Genomic DNA, 20099 nt, shown 5'->3' with positions numbered 1-20099 from the left:
GGATACGACAGGACACCGGTCCGCTGCCCGTGGCCAAGATCGTCGCCCACTGGGAGATGTGCTGTGGGGAGGTGGAGGAGGACGAGTTCCTGGACGAGGGCGACGAGCCATGGTGGCACCCGCTGTGGCTGCCGTTCGCCGAGTTGGACGGTGACTCGCAGATCATCGATCTGCGGCCGGGTCCGGGATACGGGCGGCTCGGCTCGGCAGCGCATGACGACGCCGGGAACGTCGCGAACGCGTGGCCCAGCCTCGGCGCCTACCTGACCGAGACCGCGGACGCGCTGGAGACCGGCGGGGCCGTACGGGTGTGGCACCCGTACCTCATCGGCGGCCGCGAGCTGTGGTGGACGTTCGCCGGTGAGACCGAGCTGCACGGCCGCCCCCTCCACCCGGCACCGCCGAACTGACCCGTCCCCTTGGACGGTTCGCGCTCACCGCTGGCCGGAGAAGCCCCGGAAAACACCGTCGCCGTCGGCGCTGTCGGCGAACTCGAAGAAGTCCATGTTCGCCAGCGAAAGGTTGACCTCGATCGACGGCAGCTCGCTCGGGATCACCCGGAACGTCCGGCCGTCCGACTCCCGCAGGTCCACGAGCAGGATCGGCATCTCGACCGATGAGATCGTCGTGCGGTCCACCACGGCGACGAACGGGTCTTCGATGGCCTCGGGGAGCCGGGCGAGGACACCCTCCACCGACGCGTCTTCGTACGTCCTGCGCTCCCAGAACTCCGGCGGGTACATGTACCCGATCTCGCCGGGCTCGTCGATCGCCGTCCGGACGGCCTTCCAGCGGCCCTCATCCGAAAAGTCCGTGCGAATCACCAACATGACGGCCTCCGAACCCGGTCAGACGTCCAACGCGCCGTCCTTGATCTGCGTCACAAGATCGCTGAAGCAAGCCGGGGCAAGAGCAAGGTGGCCGACCTCCTGAGCCTTGCTGTCCCGGACACCAACAGCCTTGCTTTCCAGATCCGCCAGCTCGACACAATTTCCCTGCTGCGTCCCACTGCGGCTGGACTTGCGCCACACCAACTCACTCACTTAGCGCCTCCATCACCTGTCGGATCAGATCCCTTGACGGCCCCTCGGGCAGGGCCTTCGCGCTGATCCGGTCGTACCGCACGTGAAATTTTCTCACGTCAGGAGGCGCGGAGACCAGCCGACCACCCTCGGGAGACTCAGCGTAGGCCACCTCACCGAAATCATCCCCCGACATACGGACAAAACTGCCATCCAGCCCAGGGCAGGCCCCCGTCTGCCAGCTCCGAGGGACCACCCGGACCACGAAGTTCGACAGTTCCGCGCATTCCAGGAGGCGAGCGAGCTGGGCTCGCATGATCTCAGGGCTTCCGATCGGCCACTCCAGCGCGTTCTGCGAGAGGATCGTGGTGAAGTGCGGAGGGGATACCCTGTTAAAGATCAGTTGACGTTCAATGCGCTCCCGCAGCAATTGATCAGCAAGGTTGGCGTCACCTGAGATCAGCAAGGCTCGCGCATAATCCTCTGTCTGCAGCAAGCCCGGAACGACCTGCGCCTCAAAGGCGCTGATGACTCCTGCACGCACTTCCAGATCCAGGTATTGGGCGAACCACTGGGGGTCGTGGCCGAGGCTGGCGTACCAGACCAGGAGGCCGAAAAGGCCTCCGGTGTCCCATTCTTTGTCGATCATCTCGGCCTCCTGCCAATCGAGCCGCTCCTGGCCGATCTCGATGCGGGACACCTTGGACTTGCCGACCTTCATGATGCGTCCCATGGCTTCGCCTGACAGGCCAGCCTGGTTACGACGAAAGCGCAGGTAGAAGGCGATGAAGGCCCACATGCTCGACTTGGGGTTGGGGAGCTGATCGGGGGTGCGCTTGGTCGCCATCGTTCCTTCTCCTGTCCCAGCTTTTCCCGTAACTACGCTGTACACACGACAAGTTACTCGCTGTAGAGAATCCTGTGGGCTAGATCACATGAATCGAGCGGGGAGGTCGAGATGGTGTCTGGGACGGTCGCATCTGGGGCGGTGGAGCAGCGGGATCTGCTGGCGGCTCGGGCCTCGGTGGGGGTGGCTCGGAGGTTCGTCACCGGGACGCTCCGGGGGTGGGGGTTGGAGCGTTACGAAGAGGCGGCGGTGGCGATCATCAGCGAGCTCGCCACGAACGCGGTGGAAGTCTCGGCGCCGGGCGAGACCGTGCGGGTCCACCTGAGCCGTCGGGAAGGGGAGCTCTGGCTCGGGGTTCGGGACGGGGCGGGCGGGGTCCGGCCCGTGCTCCGGGAGGTCGTCGGGTCGGTGGAGGACCTGGATGCCTCCGGTGCCGATTTCGGGGGGTGGGGGTTGCGCCTGGCGCGGCACTACGCGGACCGGTTCTGGGTCGAGGCGGCGGACGAGCCGGGGTGCAAGTGGGTGTGCGCGGCGATCGACATCACCCGAAGGGGACCTTGCGAAGCATGATGCGGTCCCGGAGGCGATCCGGCGCAGCGTGGGGGCGCCCTTGGCCTCGCGGCCGACGCGAGGCAGCCGTGGACGAAGGCCCCGGAAAATTCGGCCACCAGCGCCGTCCTGCCGTGCGGGTGCCGGCCACACCCGAATGGGTTGCACGTGGCCACTCGATGCGGACGGTCATGCACAGCCAGTAGAGCCACACGATGTACCTGGTTCGGCGACGGCGCCCGTCGGGTGGGCCGGAGGCCCGACTCTCTTAACTCCGCCCGCTCGGCTCACAGGGGAAGAAGGGGAGTTGATCACATGACGAACGCACAGGAGGAGGCTGACGCCCAGGTGCGCACCAGCCGTCCGTCCCTCAGGTCGGCCACGTCCAGGCCGGTGATGATCGTGGCCTCCGTCGGCGTAGCCGCGATGTTCGCGAGCTTTCTGGTCGGCCGCGGCACCGCGCCCGCGCCCGGTGACGGCTCCACCCCCGACCTTCCGGACGCGGCGCCGGGTGTCACCTCGCTCGACCAGGTCCGCTCGTCGTACGGGTATCGCGGCTGGCCCACCCTCGGCAACCGGAGCAACGACCGTGCCCAGGCCCGGGAGGCGCTGGGAATCCTGGTCGACCACGGCACCTCCCCCGGCACCAAGGTGCGTGCGTTGGGCGGCGCCTACCCCACGGACGTGGACTCCCCCGACGACGTCGAGCACTCCCGACTGCTGTTCTCCGGGACGGTCACCGACGGCGGCCACCGGAAAGACCTCTACTCGCCGGGCAAGCCCGAAGGCCCTCGTCCCGGGTGGGTCTCCCTGATGACGTCGAACCGCTACCTGCTGATGTACAACCCTGTGCGCAACGGAAACGGGACGGTCCTCACCGCGCCGCCGCATCCCAGCATGGGCGCCCGGCCGACCGGCGAAGGCCCGCCCGTGTCGCTCGTCTGGGACGCTCCGGATGATCCTTACTATTCCTATTCATCGGGGGACGTCACGCTCGTCATGCCGCCCTGGCTGACCAACCTGCGCTTTTCCAGCCTCGGCAATGTCCCCGCCGGAGGAGACCCCCTCGCCTGGCATCCGGCGAAGACTCAGGAAGGCGGTACGGCGACGGTGCCGCCGCAGGTTGAGATCGACCCTTCGTCCGGCGAGGAGAAGGACGAGGGCCCCAGGAACCCCCACGACGGGTGCGGCGAGGCCGTCCTGCTGCGTGCCGACGACCGGTCCGGTCCCGATGGGGTCCGCCAGGTGACCTACCTCTACAAACCGGGTTTTCCCTATCCCATCGAGCTGACCTACTACCCGACGCCCGAGGCGGCTCGGAAAGGGCAGCACGACGTCGCGGCGCTGGACCGGCTGCACATCCGCTACGCCGCGGGCGCACTGCTGTGCGACGAGGCGATCTCTGGCGGCGACATTCCCGTGGAAGTGACCTGGCGGGAGCTGTGGCAGGGTGAGACGGGCGGCGACGAGGGCCGGCGGAAGACGGTTCTCAGCGAGGACCTCACTCTCATCACGGGCCGCCGCGCGTCGTCCACCCTCCACACCGTCGTCGCCGTCGACACCGACGTGCAGATGGACGTCCGCTACCCGGACTACCGTGTGCTGACCGGCAGCCAGGACGTCACCGCGGCGTCCCGATCCACCAACGATTCCAGGCCGCGGCGGACCAGGGACGTGGCCTGCCTGCCCGACGGTGACCGGGTCAGAGTGATCGGACCGAAGAACGCCCGCGAGATTCGCCTGTTCGACCCCGCGAGCGGCCGCGTCCGGTCCACGGCGGGCAACACCGCCACGTTCCCCAAGGACGGGCTGCCCCAGCGACTCAGTGATCTTCAGGCGATCGCGGTGACCGGCGGAAACGAGCAGCCGCAGTCGGCGCCGTGCGGCGTCCCGCCTGAGAGCTGAGCCCTCAAACAGTCGCTCACAAGCCCGTCCGGCTGGACGCCCTCACAAGAAGGTGGTTCGGCTGCCCCGGCCAGGGCTTGGCCGCGCCGCTGCCGGGCGCACTGGGCAGAGCGGGCCTTCGTACCGGCCGACACCGCCGACCACCGGGCCGTTGCCGCCTGGGAGGAGCCTCACCGGTCGCTGTCGGCGTCCTGGCCGGTGCCGCGATCGTCGTCGTCTTCGTGTCGGTCGGCGGCGGATTGTGCCCGCCGGTCGAAGTCGTCCTGCGCTGAATCGCTGTGCGGATCATGCGCCGCGGCTGACTGGATCCGCGCCGCGGCGTCCTTGTCCATCGGCGTCTTACTCATACCCGGCCCCTACCCGCCCGGTTGTCCACGTCCACATCACTCGAAGGGGACCATGCGGAGCATGATGCGGTCCCACAGGCGGAGGGACGAGCCCGCGCAGGGTGGGGGCAGCCTGACCGGCCCGAACACGTTGGTCTCGAACTGGCTGCGCAGGTCGCCCACCGACAGTTCCTCGGCCACGCCGCCGAGGGCGTAGCCCGCGTTGTTGACCAGCGCGCCGGCGACGTTGTGCTCGGCCTTGACGGCCCGGACGCAGGACGCGTCGTCGGTGACGTCCAACTCCAGGGTGCGGCAGCCCCCCTCGGCGAGCGCGGCGGGCGGTGGCCCAGGTCGGGACGCCCGCGCGGGCCAGGGCGAGGGCGGCGTCCTCTCGGCCCGACGGGCGAGGGTCCGCCGTTGCGCCACCGGGACGAGCGGTCCCGCGCCCGCGCGGGCCTCATGTCGCTTGTTCGGCGGGCGGGACCCTCACGGGGTGACGATGTCGAAGTCGCGGTCGACATCGTCGAGAAGGCCGATCAGCGTGTTGAGCGCGCTGGGGTAGCCCTCGGTCTGGATGCCGTCGAGGTCGCCGGTCGCGACGAGTTGGAGCAGTTGCGGTTTGGTGAGGGTCAGGGTGAGGTCGGCCGGGGAGCCGTCGTGGACGCGGGTCCGGGTGAGGACGCCGTTGGCGAGGGTGAGCCTCATCTCCTGCTTCAGGTCGGTGAAGTTCCAGTCGATGGTGAGGCGGGTGTCCCAGGCGCGCGGGCCGTCGACCCGGATGGCGAGGGAGTCGAAGACCTGGTCGACGCTGAGGGCGGCCATGACGTCCGGCGCGGCGGTGTCGACGGCGGTGGGGGCCTTGTTGCCTCGCAGTTCCTCGGCGCCCTGCAGGTAGAAGTTCCGCCAGGTGCCGTTCTCGCTGCCGTGGCCGAGCCTGTCGTAGACCTGGGCGAGGAGTTCGCAGGCGGTGGTGTTGTCCGGGTCGGCGAAGACGACGTAGTTGAGGACCTGTGCGGCCCAGCGCCATTCGCCGTCCTCGACGGCGGTCGCGGCCTTGGCCAGGGCGGCGTCGGCGCCGCCCATGTACTCCACGTGCTTCTTCGCCGACTCCTCGGGCGGCAGTTCCCACAGGTGGGCGGGGTTGCCGTCGAACCATCCGAGGTAGCGCTGGTAGATGGCCTTGACGTTGTGGGAGACCGAGCCGTAGTAGCCGTGGGCGTGCCAGGCCCGTTCCAGCGCGGGCGGCATCTGGATCAGCTCGGCGATCTCGTTGCCGGTGTAGCCCTTGTTAATCATCCGCAGGGTCTGGTCGTGCAGGTAGGCGTACAGGTCGCGCTGCTGGGTCAGGAACGTGGTGAGCTCGCGGGTGCCCCACGTCGGCCAGTGATGGGAGGCGAACAGGACGTCGGCGCGGTCGGCGAACAGTTCGATCGCCTCGGTGAGGTAGCGGGCCCACACGCGCGGGTCGCGGACGAGCGCGCCGCGCAGCGTCAGCAGGTTGTGCAGGTTGTGGGTGGCGTTCTCGGCCATGCACAGGGCGCGGCGGTCGGGGACGAGGAAGTTCATCTCGGCGGGGGCCTCGGTGCCCGGAGTCATCTGGAACACGAGGCGGACACCGTCGACCACCTCCTCCTGGCCGGTCTCGGTGATGGACAGCGTGGGTTCGATCAGCGAGATCGTGCCGGTCGAGGTGTTCTGGCCGAGTCCGGCGCCGATCTGGCCGGCGGCGCCCCTGGGCAGCTCCGTCCCGTACATGAAGATGGCGCGCCGGTTCATGGCGGTCCCGGCGTAGACGTTCTCGGCGACGGCGTGCTCCAGGAATCCGGCCGGGGCGATGATGGGGATCTCCGCACCTTCGGGCACGACTCCGCGTACGCCGCCGAAGTGGTCGGCGTGCGAATGGGTGTAGATCACCGCCTTCACCGGTCGGTCGCCCCGGTGCTCGCGGTAGAGCGCCAGCGCGGCCTCGGCGCATTCGGTGGACAGCAGCGGGTCCACGACGACGACGCCCTCGTCGCCCTCGATGAAGGAGATGTTCGACAGGTCGAAGCCGCGCACCTGGTAGACCCCGACGGCCACCTGGAACAGGCCGTGCCTGGCGTTCAGCAGGGACTGCCGCCACAGGCTCGGGTTCGCCGTCTCCGGGCAGTCGGGTCCGAGGAAGTCGTAGGCGGCCAGGTCCCAGACGGTCCGGCCGGAGGCGTCCCGGATCGCGGGATTCGACGCCGTACCGATGAAGCCCTTGTCGGCGTTCTCGAAGTCGGTCCGGTCATCGGGCTGCGGCTGAACGTCCACGGCTTGTCCATTCCCGGCTTATCCCCAATTGAGCACCAGTCGGAGGGCAAGAGCTCGTGGAGGGCTCAGGTGGTGGGGGGCAGGACGGCCGCGTCGAAGATGGCCGCCACGTCGGGACCGAGCAGGGTGGCGGGGTCGGAGCGGGTCTGGAGCAGCGCCATCAGCAGCGACATCACGATGGGGACCAGACCTCGGGCGAACTGGTCGGGGTCGATGTCCGCGCGGACCTGCCCCGCCTTCTGCTGGACGCGCAGTCGCCGCGCGGTCTCGGCGCGCAACTGGTCCAGGGCGGGGATGGTCATGAGCCGCACGGTGTACTCGGGTTCGAGACCGGCGACGATGCGGCGGGCGAGCGGGTGCCGTTCCAGCGCGTCCAGGAGGGCGATGATCAGCGAGGCGCGCCAGTGGTCGATGGAGATGTCACCGGTGAGTCCGGCCAGTCCCTCCTCGATGACGGGTGCCGCGTCCGCGTCGACGGCGGCGATGAACAGGTCCTCCTTGCCGGCGAAGTAGGCGTACGGGGCCGTGCCGCTCAGCCCGGCGGTCCGGGCGATCTCGGCGACCGAGGTCCGGCGGTATCCGTCCCGCCCGAACCGGGTGATGGCCGCTTCGAGCAGGGCCTGGCGAGTCCGCTCGCTCTTCGTCATGGCTGCGCTCACCGCTTCACTCTACTCAAAATTGAGAGATTGAGTGAATCACTGAAATCGTCTACTTTGGGAGTGAGCGATCATCAAGGAGGGCCTCCGTCATGATCAGCAACGCGGTGCGCGTCGAGCGGCTCAACAGGGCCTCGCTGCGCCGGGTCATCGAACCCGATGTCGAGGTCGCCGGCGAGCCGACCCAGGAGCAGATCGTCCCCGACGAGCTGCTGTCGGTGGCCGGGCTGGACCTGGAGCTCGGCCCGGAGCAGCGGGCGCGGCTGGCCCGCGAGGAACTCGCGTCGATCTTCCACAACGGGATCATGTTCGAGGCGGTGCTGATGGCCGGGTTCGCCTACCAGATGGCCCTGGGCGCCGACATCACCGATCCGCGCTTCACCTACGCGCTCCACGAGATCGGGGAGGAGACCCGGCACTCGCGGCTGTTCGTCCGGCTGTTCCGGCAGCTCGCACCCGAGCAGCGCAACCCGTTCATCGGCGGGCGCTGGGCCACCCGGCTCTACCGGCTCGCCCTGCCGAAGCTGATCAAACGACCGGCCACCCTCGACGCCTTCGTGCTGGCCGGGGAGGAGGTCCCCGACCTGCTGCAGAAGCGGCTCGCCGAGCATCCCGAGACCGACCCCTACATCGCCGCGGTCAGCCGCTACCACCGTGCCGAGGAGGCCCGGCACCTCGCCTTCGCCCGCACCACGCTCGGCGAGCACTACGCCGCGACGACCTGGTCCGACCGCTTCGCGGTCCGCTGGATCGTCCCGGTGGCGGTCGTGGTGATGTTCGACCTGATGATCCAGCCGTACGTGTACGAGACCGTCGGCCTCCCGCCCTGGCGCACCTGGCGGGCCGTGCGGCGGCAGCGCGCCGAACTGCGCCGCGAGTGCGCCCGCGCGGTCCTCAAGGCCCTCACCGACGCGGGCGTCGTCCGGCCCGGCGCCGCGCCGCCCCTGTGGCGGCGCGTCACATGACGACGAGCGAGAGAGGATCGTCAGGCGTTGCCGCGGGCGATGTAGAGGTTCATGTCGGTGAAGTCGAGGGTGAGGTTGTAGGGCTTGTAGAAGGGGTGGAAGAGGGTGGCCGGCACGTCGAACCCGTAGGGGGCGACCGGCATCTTCGGGTTCGTTCCGCTGTAGGCCCCTTCGGCGACGGCGTCGCCGAGGCGGAGCTCCTTCGGGTAGCAGGGGTAGACGATCTGCGGGTGGCTGTGGCCGAAAGTCTCGAGCGGGCGGTCGTAGTCGGTGCGGATCTGCAACTCCTTGACCGTTGCCTCGGGCATGATCGCGGCGCTCTCGGTGCTTCCGCCGATGGACAGGCCCACCACCCGTGGGCCGGAGCCGGCGATGCTGCCCGTGCTGTGCAGCATCTGCTCACGGGCCAGCCACAGCGGCAGGGGCTTGGCGCCCGCACGGGCCGCGTCGGCGCGTGCCTTCCTGGCCGTTTCGGGAGTCCGGCGGCGCAGGATCAGCGACCGGCCCGCGTAGTCGAAGGTGGTCAGCAGGTGGTAGAAGATCCACGTGCCGATGACGCCGTCCCTGTCCTCCTCGGGCATATCCGTTTCCGTCCACACCACGGGGATGTTGCGCAGCTCGATGCCGCCCATCTTGAAGGACTCCAGCACCCCGAAGTACTGCCACGCGGTGCCGTCCAGGTAATCGATCTTCTGGCTGGCCACGGCGCGCAGCCCGGCCTCCTCGGCCACCTTCGCGGACATGCCCAGCCACGAGGCACCGGTGTAGGGCAGGAAGCGCTTCGGCGGTCCGCCGTTGACCGAACCCTCCACCAGCGGAAACGGATCCATCTGCTGCCATGGCAGCCGCGCGGTGTCGCCATGGATCTGGTACGGCTCGCCGCTGACCGCCGCGAACCACTTGGCGTAGACGTCCTTGCCGGCCGCTTGCCAGCGCGGGACGGAGAGGGCGAATTTGTCCTGCCGGATGTAGCAGTCCCCCAGGAACTGGTTGGTCTGCTTGTCGTCGGGTGCCAGTCCGAGGGCCATCGTGAGGTATTTCTCGGCCTCGGGGAACTTGTTGGCCAGTAGCCCTACATAGCCGCGCTGGCGTGCCGCGTGCACGTTCTCGGGGTCCTTTTTCAGGATCTCCTCGTAGGCGCGGCCGGCCTGCTCGAAGTTCCCGGCCTTGAACAGCGCGTCCGCGTCACCGCTGCGGGGCTCTGCCATGGCCGTCCTGCCCAGGAGGGGCACGGTCGCGGCGGCACCGGCCATCACGGCCACACCCCGAAGGACCGAACGCCGTTCCCATTCCTTGTCCACAGCCAATGTGCTCCCTTTCCGTGCGGATCCCTCGTCGCGATCTTTCTAACGGCCGAGGGGTCACAGCACGGTGCGGAAAGCTGTGACCCGGGTGTGACCGCGGTCCCCGCTCCGTCCGGGAAATGTCAAGGGACTAGTCCTCGGCGAGGACGATGACGTGGTCTTCGGCGGACAGGGTGAGGGGGGCGGCCTTGTCGGGGTTGAGGACGACGCCGTACGACGGCGGCTCGTGGTGGTGGTCGCGCAGGCGGTAGCCGAGGGCCGTCTCGCCGCGGCGGCGGGCGGCCTCGATGACCGTGGCGAAGTTGGCGGCGGCACCCGGGCGCAGGTAGCCGGAGGCGGGCTTGAGGTAGAGCTCGGAGCCCTCCGGGTCGAGCAGGTCGGTGAACACGTCCTGCAGGTGCCGGTTCTCGCTGAGCTGGGTGAGCATCAGGCTGATCAGCTTGTCGCTGACCACGAAGTCGTCGGCCTTGGTGACCTGCGCGACCTCGCGGTTGGCGTCGTCGTTGATCTCGCTGACGATGGAGAACGGGTCGCCCAGGCTCTCCTCCATGTCGCGCAGGTGCAGGAGGGTGACCAGGGTGCGGGCGTCGGCGTGCTGGGGGTCGCGGGTGGCGTCGCCCAGCACGATGATCTTCTGGAAGGAGCCGACGTCCAGGGCCTCCAGCCGGGTCCGGTCGGTGGGGTCGCAGTGGACGAAGTGGACCTTGATGTTGTCCAGGTCCGCGAAGTCGCCACTCGGGTCGCGGTCGCAGCGGGCCGCGACCACCAGTTCGGAGCCGGGCTCCACGAAGGAGTCCAGGAGTCGGATGATCTTCGGGGCCCGATCGTTCCAGCCGGCCAGCAGGGTGCGCTCGGGCTCCCGCTCCCGGTGCGCCGCCGTGGTGATCGCCGCCTCCTCCACCGGCACCGGGTGCTGCGCCAGCCGGATCAGCAGGTCGTCCTCGGCCAGCACGATGACCTCGTCGTCGGGCCCGATGACGGTGTCGCCGGGCGGGTTGACCGCGACCGTCCCGCCGGCGCGGCGCAGTCCCACCGGGACGCCCAGCTCGTAGGCGCTCAGGGCCTCGCCGTAGGTGGAGCCGGTCAGCGCCGGCTCGGGAAGCATGTAGAACTCGTGGCCCCGGTAGTTGAGCAGGTCGGTGCACACGGTGGACAGCCCGGACTGCCGGTGGGACTGGACGATCAGCTGGATCGCGATGTCGTCGGCGTCGATCACGTGCGCCTCCTCGCCGCCCGCCAGCCGGGCCGCGGGGAGGTTGGCCGAGTCGTGCACGGCGGCGACCACGTGCGGGCGCGTGTCGTCCCAGGCGCGGGCGCCCAGCGACAGCAGCACCTTGATCACGTGGTTGTCGGCGTCGGCGAGCGGCGGCGACACCACCATGATCGAACGGGCCGTGCCCGGGCTGACCAGCTCCAGGTCCGCGACCTTGAGCGGGTCGCCGCGCCGGCACACCACCCGGGTCCGCCCGGTGTCGCCGACCCGCGCCCGGATCGCCTCCTCCATGTCCACCTTGTCGCGGTCGGCGAGGATCGCCACGCACGACCGGCGGCGGCTCTGGTTGGCCTCCACCAGCTCGGCGATCACCGTGAACACCTGGTCGGACCAGCCCAGCACGATGGTGTGGTCTCGCTCCACGATCCGCGACCGGCCCTTGCGCAGCTCGGCGATCTTGCCTTCGAGGCCGGTGGTGAGCACGCCGATCAGGGCGCTGACGATGAAGATCCCGCCGACCGTGGCCAGCAGCATCAGGGCGAGGAAGGGCGCGGTGCCCTCGTCGTCGCCCATCGTGCCCGGGTCCAGGGTGCGCAGCAGGCTGCGCCAGACGACCCCGGGCCAGCGCCCGTTCTGCTCGGAGTCGCCCGGCGCCAGCACCACCGCCAGCGTGGCCACGACCAGGATGAGCGCGCCCGAGGCCAGGCCCAGCCAGCCGATCAGCGCGGGGGTCCCCCTCGACATGGTGTTGTCGAACCAGTACCGCATCCGATCACGCAGGCTGATGCGCGCCAACCCGGACCTCCCCCGTACCGAGCCCCACTGGGCCGACATCTTGCCGGAAACTCCTCCGGTACGGGCGGGGCCCGGGTGATGTCTCACATGCCGGAACCGGCCGGTTGAGGCACCGCGGGCGCTTCGGCGTCGCGTGCGGCCCGGCGGGAGACGGCGAAGGCCGCCAGCGCGGTGGTGATCGGCACGGCGGCGATCAGCCCGACCGTCCCGGCCGCGCCGCGCACGATCTCCTGCGCGATGATCGGGCCGGTGACCACCTCGCCCAGCGGCTGCCGTCCCACGGTGAACAGCAGCATCAGCGGCAGCGACGCGCCCGCGTACGCCAGGATGATCGTGTTGATGACCGAGGCGATGTGCGCCCGGCCGACCCGGGCCGCGGCCCGGTAGAGCCGGCCGAACCCGTAGGAGGGGTTGGCGCGGGCCAGTTCGGTGACGGTGACCGACTGGGTGACGGTCACGTCGTCCAGCACGCCCAGCGAGCCGATGATGATGCTGGCCAGCAGCAGCCCCTGGGTGCTGATCTGGTAGCCGAGGTCCAGGTTCAGCGAGCTGTCGTCGGTGATGCCGCTCAGGTGCGTCAGCCGGATCGACAGCCAGGCCAGCAGCCCGGTCAGCGCCAGGCTGGCCAGCGTGCCGATCACCGCGATCGAGGTGGCGACGCTGAACCCGTGGGTGAGGTACAGCACCGCCAGCATGATCGCGGCCGCGCAGACGATGGCGACGGCCAGCGGCGGGGAGCCGTTCAGGATCGCGGGGATCAGGAACGTCAGCAGCAGCCCGAACGTCACCGCCAGCCCGACCAGCGCGGTCAGCCCGCGCCAGCGGCCGAACGCGACCACCGCCAGCGCGAACGCGGCGCCGATCAGCCACAGTCCGGTGGACCGGTCGTGGTCGGACAGCTGGTACGGGCTGCTCCCCTCGGGGCCCGGTTCCGCGCCGGGGCCGCCGCCGGGCAGGTGCAGCAGGACGACGTCGTCGCCGGTCGCGAACGTCTGCGTGCCTGGGCCGTCGGGCAGGGCGACGGTGACGACCCGTCCGGCCTGGGCGCCGTCCTCCATCCTGACGTGGGCGTTCCCGCAGCGGCGCGGGTCGGTGGGACGCGGCGCGGCCCCCGGCTCGGCCGCGGGCCAGGCACCGGGCGGGGCGGCCGGGCGCGGGCACGGCTTGAGGTCGATGTCGACGATCGTGCCGCCGACCTTGGTCATGCCCTCGGCCCCCGTGCCGCCCGCCTTCACCTCGCCCGGCCACATCCAGAGGAGCGCGGCCAGCGTGGCCACCGCGAGCGGGACGATGACCGCCAGGACCGCCCGTACGACGGTGGGATCGGAGGGTCCGCCGTGGGAGTGCCCGTGCGCGTGTGCATGCATGTGCCCGTGTCCCTGTCCGTGTGGGTGCGGGCGGCCCCTCGTCCGGGGACGGCTCATCCGAAGACCGCCTCGGCCAGCGACCATACGGCCAAGGCCACCATGACCAGACCGCCGATCCGCTGCACGACCCGCAGCGGGACGCGGTCGGCGATGAAGCGGCCGGCGACCAGGGCCAGCGCGGACACCGTCATCAGCGCCAGCAGCGAGCCGAGGGCGACCGCCAGCGGGCCGCGGGTGGCGGCGAGGTTGGCCGTGGTGATCTGGGTGAGGTCGCCCCACTCGCTGATGAAGACCACGGTGAAGGCGGTCAGGTAGGTGGGCCACAGGCCGGTGACGCGCTTGGCGGGGGCGCCGTCCTCGTCCTCGTCGTCGTCCCCGCCGCGCAGCAGCGTGTACGCGCCGAACGCGAACAGCGCCGCCGCGACCACCTGCACCAGCGGCTTGGGCAGCAGCGAGAACGCGCTCCCGGCGGCGGTCGCGACCAGCACGTGCACCAGGAACGCGCTGGAGGTGCCGAACCAGACGTAGAGCGGCCGCATCCGGGTGCCCATGGCCAGCGAGGCGAACATGGTCTTGTCGGGCAGCTCGGCCAGGAAGATCACGGCGAACGCGGTGGCGAACGTGGCCAGATCGAAGGACAGGTCGAACGACATGGGGTCTCGGGGGCCTTCCCCTCAGGGCCGGGCCTCGACGGCCCTGTGGCGCGCCACCCGGAGGGAGGAGAGGACCGCTCGGCCCGGCACGACGGATGCGCCCGGTGGGTACCGGGCACGCCTTGCCAGACCGAAGGTCTCGTCCACCGCGGGCCCGCCGGACGGGCGGGACGCGGCCTGAGGGCCGGGCTTGCGCCAGTATGTCGACCACTCAGCGGATCGGGACTACTCCCCTTCGCCGCTCCCACTGTACCTGAGCCGTCAAGGATCGGGCCGCGGCGCCCCCTCCCGTCCCCCCGCCCGGTACATTTCCCAACAATTCCCTACATATCGCGCGAAAGGCATAAAAGACCGCTAGATACGGCAAGCACCCGCATAGCTCCGCGCACCCGCCGCGACCCGTCCCGGCGATCCGAAAATTCCAGGTGAACGATCATCTCCCCTGGTCACGCGAGTGAACCGGAGAAAAGACCCAGGTCGGAACGGGTACAACGGGCCCCGTGTGAGTGATCACCACCTTGACGATCGATCGCGTAGGCGATTTGCTGATCGGCGCCCGCGCCCGCGCCGCGCCCGCGTCCCCAGGCGGAGCGCGCGCTCGTCCGCGGCACCGGGCCCATGACCCCCACGCAACGAAAGCGATCATGACTGCTACCCCGCCTGACCCGCCCGCCGCGGGGCCTCCGGCGGCCCTCGCGCCCGCGGGAGGAGAGCGGGCCGCCGGGCGGCTGCTCCGGCCGGCGGTGCCGATCCTCGCCCTCTGCGCGGTGGTGGCCGTCGTGGCCGTGCCGCTGCCGTTCCTGGACGGGTCGAACCCGGCGGGGTGGGCGCTTGCGGTCCTGGCCGACCTGCTCGTGGCCACCGCCGCGGCCGGGGCCTGGTGGACGTACCGGGGGCACGCCACCGCGCGGGACGGCATGGCCCACTACCGCGCCCAGGCCGAGGCGCAGGCCGCCGCCCTCCACCGCTTCCAGCAGGAGCAGGCGCATCGCGAGCAGGCGTGGCAGGCGCACGCGGGCGACCTCGCCGCGCGCAACGAGGCCGTCGCCGCCGCGATGGAGCGGCTGCTGTCCGCGCAGCTCCCCGCCGCCTGGCAGGGCCGGGACGTGCCGCCGGCGGAGATCGCGGACGAGTCCCTCGATCCCGGGCTGGCCAAGCTGCGCGCCACCGTGCTCGACGCGGCGGCCGAGGTGCACCGCGACCACGCGGACGTCCTGGAGTCCCAGCAGCTCACGCTGGTGGCGCTGGCGCGGCGCGTGCAGTCGGCGATGCACCGCGTCCAGGAGGAGGCCGCGACCGCCGCCGAGCGTTACCGCGACCTGCCCGAGCTGTACGTGACGTGCCAGGTCATCGACCATCTGGCGGCGCAGTCGGCGCGGCTCGCCCAGGGCCTGGCGGTGGCGTCCGGCACCTGGGAGGGCCAGCAGTGGGACGCCCCGATGCGGCTCGCCGAGGTCGTCCAGGCCGCGCAGGCCCGGATCGAGGACTACCGGCGGGTCGGCGTCGAGGGCGACCCCGACACCGCGATCGCGCCGGTGGCGCTGGAGTCGGTGATCCACGTGCTGGCCGAGCTGCTCGCCAACGCCACCGAGTCCTCGCCGACGGCCACCCCGGTCACGGTCCGGGTCACGACCGCGGCGCAGGGCGCGGTGTTCCGGATCGACGACCACGGCGCCGGGCTGGAGGAGCCCCGCATGTCGCAGGCGCGGGCGGTGCTGGACGGCACCCGCACGGTGAGCCTGGCCGACATGGGCGAGGTCCCGCGGATGGGGTTCCCGGTCGTCGCGCGCTACGTCCGCCGCCACCGGCTCAAGATCACGCTGGACGAGTCTCCCTACGGCGGCCTGCAGGCGGTCGTGCTCGTCCCCCGCGACCTGGTCGCGCTGGCCCCCGCTCCCGCCGCGTTCCCCCACCCCTCCTCCGCGCCCGCTCCGGCCGACCCGCTGCCGCCCGCTCCGTCCGCCCCCGCCCCCGCCCCCGCCCCCGTCCCGGAGCCGGAATCGGAGCCGGACGGCGGCCTCGGGCGCGGCCTGCCGCAGCGGGTCTCGCGCCGGAACCGGAGCGTCCCGCCGCCCTCCGCCCCGCCCATGACCGCGCCGTCGCCCGAGACTCCGCAGGAGGCGGGCGAGCTGATGGGCGCGCTGTTCGAGGGCGCCGCGGCCGTCCCCCACCCCCCGCCCGCGACCGCGCCCGATGACCGTGACGACGACGCGAACCGAACGGGAGACGAAGGCCGATGACGGCTGATCAGGACTGGGTGGTCGGCAGGCTCGCACACGTCCAGGGCGTGCGGCACGCCATCGTGTGCTCCGTGGACGGCCTGCTGCGGGCCAGGTCCGAGGGCACCGGGCAGGAGGAGGCCGACCGGCTGGCCGCGCGCTGCAGCGGGCTGCTGTCGCTGGCCCGCGACCAGGCCGGCGAGTTCGGCACCGGCGACCGGGCCCTCTACCAGCTCATGGTGGGGCACGAGGGCGGCTACCTGTTCGTCCGCAGCGCCGCGGCCCGGTCCTGCCTGGCGGTGGTCACCGAGCCGGTGATCAACGCCGCGCTGATCGCCCAGGAGATGCAGGCGATGGTGCTCAAGCTGGGCGAGGAGACGCTGGCCACGCCGGCCCGCGGCACGAGCGAGCCATGAGCGGCCCCGGGGGGCGCCCGCGGGCGCCCCGGCGGCGGGCGGGGATGGTCGCATGAGCGAACCGGAGGGGCGCGGCTACCGGGACACGCCGCTGCGGTCCTACGTGCTCACCGGGGGCCGCGCGGCCCCGTCCGGCTCACGGGTCGGCGTCGACACGCTGCTGACCGCCACCCCCGCCGAGAGCCCGCTGCCCGCCACCGCCTCGCCGCAGCAGCGGGCGCTGCTGCGGGTGTGCGGCGGCGGGGTGCTGTCGGTGGCCGAGGCCGCCGCCCACCTGGACCTGCCGATCAGCGTCGTCCGGATCCTGGTCGGCGACCTGGTCGCCGCCGGACGGCTGCGGACGCACGCCGGCGCCTTCACCGATCCCGGCCTCGAACTGCTGAAAGAGGTGCTCGATGGCCTTCGCGACCTTTGACCCAGGGTCCGGGCCCGCCGCCGGCTACGAGGACGGCGAACCGCCCGAACCGGTCGAGCGGATCCCCTACCTGCCCGGCACGGTCGCGCGCACCGCCAAGATCCTGGTCGTCGGCGACTTCGGCGTCGGCAAGACCAGCCTGATCGGCTCGGTCAGCGAGATCGAACCGCTGCGCACCGAGGAGCCGATCACCCAGGCCAGCGCCGGCGTGGACGACCTGGACGGCCTCACCGGCAAGACCACCACCACGGTCGCGATGGACTTCGGCCGCGTCACCCTGAACCACCGGACGGCGCTGTACCTGTTCGGCACGCCCGGCCAGCGCCGCTTCTGGAGCATGTGGGCGGGCCTGGCCGAAGGCGCGGTCGGCGTGCTGGTGCTGGTCGACGCGCGGCGGCTGGCGGGCAGCTTCGACGTCCTGGACCAGATCGAGTCGCACGTGCCCGCGCCGTTCGCCGTCGCCGTCAACCACTTCCCCGACACGCCCCAGCACACTCATGACGAGCTCCGCCAGGCGCTGGACCTGCTGCCGGAGACCCCGATCGTGGACTGCAACGCGCTGGAGCGCACGTCCTCGATCCGCGCCCTGGCGGCGCTGACCGGCCATGCCATCGCCGTCCACGGACGGAAGGACCGGAAGGACCGCCCGCGATGACCACCACCGCGCCCCTCCCGCTGACGGCCACCACCACCTGCCCCGACCTGGGCCCGGTCTTCGACGGGCTGTGGAGCGAGCACGGCCCGGTCGCGCCGGTGGAGCTGGAGCCGGGCGTGCACGCCTGGCTCGTCATGGGGTACGAGGAGCTGAAGGCGCTCACCGGCACCCCGGACCTGTTCTCCCGCGACGCCCGGGACTGGAAGGCGTTCCAGGACGGAACGGTCCCACCCGACTCGCCGCTCGGCCCGATGATGTTCTTCCGCGACAACGTGATCGGCTACGACGGCGAGGAGCACCGCAGGCTGCGGCGCCCGCTGGAGGACGCGATCGCCTCCGTCGACCACCGCAGGCTGCGCCGTACCGTCGAGTCGGTGTGCGCGGACCTGATCGGCGGGTTCGCCGGGCGCGGCACCGCCGACCTGGTCGCCGAGTACGCCGCGGCCGTCCCGCTGCTGACGATCGGGAACCTGATCGGCCTGGACCCCGGGCAGAGCCGCGAGCTGCTGGACGCGATGCGCGCCCTGTTCGGCTCCCAGGAGGACTCCCAGGACGGCAACCGGCGCTTCGAGGCGCTGCTGTTCGGCCTGGCCGAGTCGCGCCGCGCCGACCCGCGCGACGACCTGACCAGCCTCCTGCTCGGCCACCCGGACCTGCGCACCGAGGCCGAGGTCCTCCAGTCGATCGTGGTGCTGGTGTCGGCGGGCAACCACACCACCATCAGCTGGATCGCGCAGACGCTGCGGCTGGTGCTGACCGACCCGCGGTTCGCCGGCCGGGTGCGGGGCGGGCGGCTGGGCCTGGACGACGCGCTGGACGAGGTGCTGTCCGTCGCCCCGCCGATGATCAACATGCCGGCCCGGTACGCGCTGCGCGACACCGAGCTGGGCGGCCGCGCCATCGCCCGCGGCGACGCGCTGATCCTCGGGCTGGCCGGGGTCGCGCACGACCACCGCGCGCACGGCGGCCGGGCGTTCTGGCAGAGCGGCAACCGGGCGCACCTGGCCTGGAGCGCCGGGCCGCACGCCTGCCCGGCCCGCGACCCGGCGCGCACCATCGCCCGCACGGCGGTCGCGACCGCGCTGCACTACCTGCGCGACCTGCGGCTGACCGTGGACCCGGCCGGGCTGGAGTTCGAGCCGTCCCCGTGGACGCGCTGCCCCGCCTCGCTGCCGGTCTCGTTCACCGCCACCCACGAAGCCCCCGGAGGCCGCCCTTGACCACGCCGAGCACCGCGCCGTCCACCGGGGACGTCCCGGTCGTCACCCTCGACCCGACCGGCGCCGACCACATGGGCGAGGCCGCGCGGCTGCGCGCCGCCGGGCCGGTGGTGCGGGTCGTCCTGCCGGGCGGCCTGCACGCCTGGGCGCTCACCACGCACGCCCTGGTCGGCGAGCTGGTGCGGCACGAGCGGGTGAGCAAGGACTGGCGGGACTGGACGGCGGTGAAGACCGGGGAGCTCACCGACGACAACCCGATCATCGGGATGATCAAGGTGACCAACATGGTGACCGCCAACGGCGCCGAGCACCACCGGCTGCGCCGCCCGGTCACCCGCACGTTCACCTCGCGCCGCGTCCAGGCCCTCGGGCCCGGCATCGAGGCGACCGCCGCCGAGCTGCTGGACGCCCTGCCCGCGCACGCCGACGCCTCGGGCGTGGTGGACCTGCGGGCGCACCTGTCCGTCCCGCTGCCGATGCGGGTGATCTGCGAGCTGCTCGGCGTCCCGGACGACCAGCAGGCGCGGCTGCGCCACCTGGTGGACACGATCTTCCGCACCGACACCACGCCGGAGCAGGTCACCGCCGTCCAGGAGGACATCCCGCGGTTCCTCGGCGAGCTGATCGCACTGCGCACCCGCGAGCCCGGCGACGACCTCACCAGCGCCCTCGTGGCCGACCCGAGCGGCCTGTCGGGCGAGGAGCTGGCCGGGACGCTCTGGGTGCTGCTCACCGCCGGGCACGAGACCACCATCGGGCTGATCACCAACGCCGTCCGCGCGCTGCTCACCCACCCCGCCCAGCTCGCCGCCGTCCTGGACGGCACCGACGACGACTGGGCGCGGGTCGTGGAGGAGGTGCTGCGCTGGGACCCGCCGATCGGCAACTTCCTGGCCCGCTACCCCCTGGAGGACCTGGAGTTCGCGGGCGTCACCATCCCGGCCGGGGACGCGATCATGGCCCCGTACACGGCGGTCGCGCGCGACCCCGAGCAGCACGGCCCGGACGCGCACCTGTTCGACATCTCCCGCGAGCCGCGCGCCAAGCACCTGGCGTTCGGCGACGGCCCGCACGTCTGCCTCGGCCCGCACCTGGCCCGCCTCGAAACGCGGATCGCCCTGAAGGCGCTCTTCGCCCGCCACCCCCGCCTGGAACTGGCCGCCGAGCTGGCCGCCGCTCTCGACGGGACGGCCACGCCGCTGGCGGACGCGCCCGTCGACCTGGCCGCGCTCGGCCCCCGGCTCGACGCCGACCCGTCCGAGGGCGTCCACGTCGTC

At 71.5% G+C, this 20099-nt stretch carries 21 protein-coding genes; 10 read left to right on the top strand and 11 right to left on the bottom strand.

Annotated elements, in window-relative coordinates; all coding sequences use genetic code 11:
- Positions 1 to 29: 29 nt before the first annotated feature.
- Positions 30 to 410, top strand: coding sequence for an SMI1/KNR4 family protein (locus ACFPZN_RS39015; RefSeq protein ID WP_378287577.1), 381 nt, complete (start codon positions 30 to 32; stop codon positions 408 to 410).
- A gap of 24 nt (positions 411 to 434) precedes the next feature.
- On the opposite strand, the gene ACFPZN_RS39010 is transcribed toward ACFPZN_RS39015, so the two are convergent.
- From ACFPZN_RS39010 to ACFPZN_RS39000, 3 genes are read right to left on the bottom strand one after another with little or no spacing between them, the layout of a single operon-like run.
- Positions 435 to 830: a DUF6924 domain-containing protein gene (locus ACFPZN_RS39010; protein WP_378287576.1), complete on the bottom strand. Its 396-nt coding sequence runs from the start codon at positions 828 to 830 to the stop codon at positions 435 to 437.
- An 18-nt stretch (positions 831 to 848) separates the two neighbouring features.
- On the bottom strand, positions 849 to 1043 hold the full coding sequence (locus ACFPZN_RS39005) for a DUF397 domain-containing protein (RefSeq protein ID WP_378287575.1): 195 nt from the start codon (positions 1041 to 1043) through the stop codon (positions 849 to 851).
- Entirely contained in the window at positions 1036 to 1869 is an 834-nt protein-coding gene (locus ACFPZN_RS39000; protein ID WP_378287574.1) for a helix-turn-helix domain-containing protein, read from the bottom strand. The genes ACFPZN_RS39005 and ACFPZN_RS39000 overlap by 8 nt, the downstream gene beginning before the upstream one ends.
- Before the next feature lie 111 nt (positions 1870 to 1980).
- On the opposite strand from ACFPZN_RS39000, the gene ACFPZN_RS38995 reads away from it, so the two are divergent.
- Positions 1981 to 2439, top strand: a complete 459-nt coding sequence (locus ACFPZN_RS38995) for an ATP-binding protein (protein WP_378287573.1) — start codon at positions 1981 to 1983, stop codon at positions 2437 to 2439.
- Between the two features lie 294 nt (positions 2440 to 2733).
- Positions 2734 to 4323, top strand: coding sequence for a hypothetical protein (locus ACFPZN_RS38990; protein ID WP_378287572.1), 1590 nt, complete (start codon positions 2734 to 2736; stop codon positions 4321 to 4323).
- 170 nt (positions 4324 to 4493) lie between these two features.
- On the opposite strand, the gene ACFPZN_RS38985 is transcribed toward ACFPZN_RS38990, so the two are convergent.
- The 4 genes from ACFPZN_RS38985 to ACFPZN_RS38970 all read right to left on the bottom strand — a co-directional run bounded on the left by ACFPZN_RS38985 (position 4494) and on the right by ACFPZN_RS38970 (position 7603).
- Entirely contained in the window at positions 4494 to 4670 is a 177-nt protein-coding gene (locus ACFPZN_RS38985) for a hypothetical protein (RefSeq protein WP_378287571.1), read from the bottom strand.
- Between the two features lie 36 nt (positions 4671 to 4706).
- A complete protein-coding gene (locus ACFPZN_RS38980) occupies positions 4707 to 5075 on the bottom strand; it encodes a Rossmann-fold NAD(P)-binding domain-containing protein (protein ID WP_378287569.1) in 369 nt (122 codons plus the stop codon).
- A gap of 60 nt (positions 5076 to 5135) precedes the next feature.
- Positions 5136 to 6944 (bottom strand): alkyl/aryl-sulfatase, encoded by a 1809-nt coding sequence (locus tag ACFPZN_RS38975; RefSeq protein WP_378287568.1) that lies wholly within the window; start codon positions 6942 to 6944, stop codon positions 5136 to 5138.
- Between the two features lie 65 nt (positions 6945 to 7009).
- Positions 7010 to 7603 carry a TetR/AcrR family transcriptional regulator gene (locus tag ACFPZN_RS38970; protein WP_378287567.1) on the bottom strand — a complete coding sequence of 198 codons (594 nt, stop codon included), beginning with the start codon at positions 7601 to 7603 and terminating at the stop codon, positions 7010 to 7012.
- An 89-nt stretch (positions 7604 to 7692) separates the two neighbouring features.
- Here ACFPZN_RS38970 and ACFPZN_RS38965 point away from each other — a divergent pair, with 89 nt between their 5' ends.
- Positions 7693 to 8565, top strand: a complete 873-nt coding sequence (locus ACFPZN_RS38965) for a diiron oxygenase (protein ID WP_378287566.1) — start codon at positions 7693 to 7695, stop codon at positions 8563 to 8565.
- Between the two features lie 20 nt (positions 8566 to 8585).
- On the opposite strand, the gene ACFPZN_RS38960 is transcribed toward ACFPZN_RS38965, so the two are convergent.
- The 4 genes from ACFPZN_RS38960 to ACFPZN_RS38945 form a co-directional block, all read right to left on the bottom strand.
- On the bottom strand, positions 8586 to 9818 hold the full coding sequence (locus tag ACFPZN_RS38960) for an aspartyl protease family protein (protein WP_378287565.1): 1233 nt from the start codon (positions 9816 to 9818) through the stop codon (positions 8586 to 8588).
- Positions 9819 to 9999: 181 nt separating this feature from the next.
- A complete protein-coding gene (locus ACFPZN_RS38955; protein WP_378287563.1) occupies positions 10000 to 11877 on the bottom strand; it encodes a CASTOR/POLLUX-related putative ion channel in 1878 nt (625 codons plus the stop codon).
- Between the two features lie 83 nt (positions 11878 to 11960).
- Positions 11961 to 13244 carry a YibE/F family protein gene (locus ACFPZN_RS38950; RefSeq protein ID WP_378287562.1) on the bottom strand — a complete coding sequence of 428 codons (1284 nt, stop codon included), beginning with the start codon at positions 13242 to 13244 and terminating at the stop codon, positions 11961 to 11963.
- Between the two features lie 53 nt (positions 13245 to 13297).
- A complete protein-coding gene (locus ACFPZN_RS38945) occupies positions 13298 to 13897 on the bottom strand; it encodes a TMEM165/GDT1 family protein (protein WP_378287561.1) in 600 nt (199 codons plus the stop codon).
- A gap of 644 nt (positions 13898 to 14541) precedes the next feature.
- Here ACFPZN_RS38945 and ACFPZN_RS38940 point away from each other — a divergent pair.
- From ACFPZN_RS38940 to ACFPZN_RS38915, 6 genes are all read left to right on the top strand, one after another.
- Positions 14542 to 16137: an ATP-binding protein gene (locus ACFPZN_RS38940; RefSeq protein ID WP_378287560.1), complete on the top strand. Its 1596-nt coding sequence runs from the start codon at positions 14542 to 14544 to the stop codon at positions 16135 to 16137.
- Positions 16134 to 16532 carry a roadblock/LC7 domain-containing protein gene (locus ACFPZN_RS38935; RefSeq protein WP_378287559.1) on the top strand — a complete coding sequence of 133 codons (399 nt, stop codon included), beginning with the start codon at positions 16134 to 16136 and terminating at the stop codon, positions 16530 to 16532. The genes ACFPZN_RS38940 and ACFPZN_RS38935 overlap by 4 nt, the downstream gene beginning before the upstream one ends.
- A 52-nt stretch (positions 16533 to 16584) precedes the next feature.
- On the top strand, positions 16585 to 16947 hold the full coding sequence (locus ACFPZN_RS38930) for a DUF742 domain-containing protein (RefSeq protein WP_378287558.1): 363 nt from the start codon (positions 16585 to 16587) through the stop codon (positions 16945 to 16947).
- The gene (locus tag ACFPZN_RS38925; RefSeq protein ID WP_378287557.1) at positions 16928 to 17602 is read left to right on the top strand and encodes a GTP-binding protein; all 675 of its coding nucleotides are present in this window, start codon (positions 16928 to 16930) and stop codon (positions 17600 to 17602) included. Before ACFPZN_RS38930 ends, ACFPZN_RS38925 begins: the two co-directional genes overlap by 20 nt.
- Positions 17599 to 18822 (top strand): cytochrome P450 family protein, encoded by a 1224-nt coding sequence (locus ACFPZN_RS38920; RefSeq protein ID WP_378287556.1) that lies wholly within the window; start codon positions 17599 to 17601, stop codon positions 18820 to 18822. Before ACFPZN_RS38925 ends, ACFPZN_RS38920 begins: the two co-directional genes overlap by 4 nt.
- Positions 18819 to 20099: cytochrome P450 family protein (locus ACFPZN_RS38915; protein ID WP_378287555.1), on the top strand; the 1281-nt coding region annotated here is incomplete at its 3' end. The genes ACFPZN_RS38920 and ACFPZN_RS38915, both read left to right, overlap by 4 nt.

The sequence above is a fragment of the Actinomadura rugatobispora genome (assembly GCF_042656285.1).
In the GTDB taxonomy this organism is placed as follows: domain Bacteria; phylum Actinomycetota; class Actinomycetes; order Streptosporangiales; family Streptosporangiaceae; genus Spirillospora; species Spirillospora rugatobispora.
Note: the sequence above shows the minus strand (reverse complement) of the source record. Positions and strands in the feature narration are given on the sequence as shown.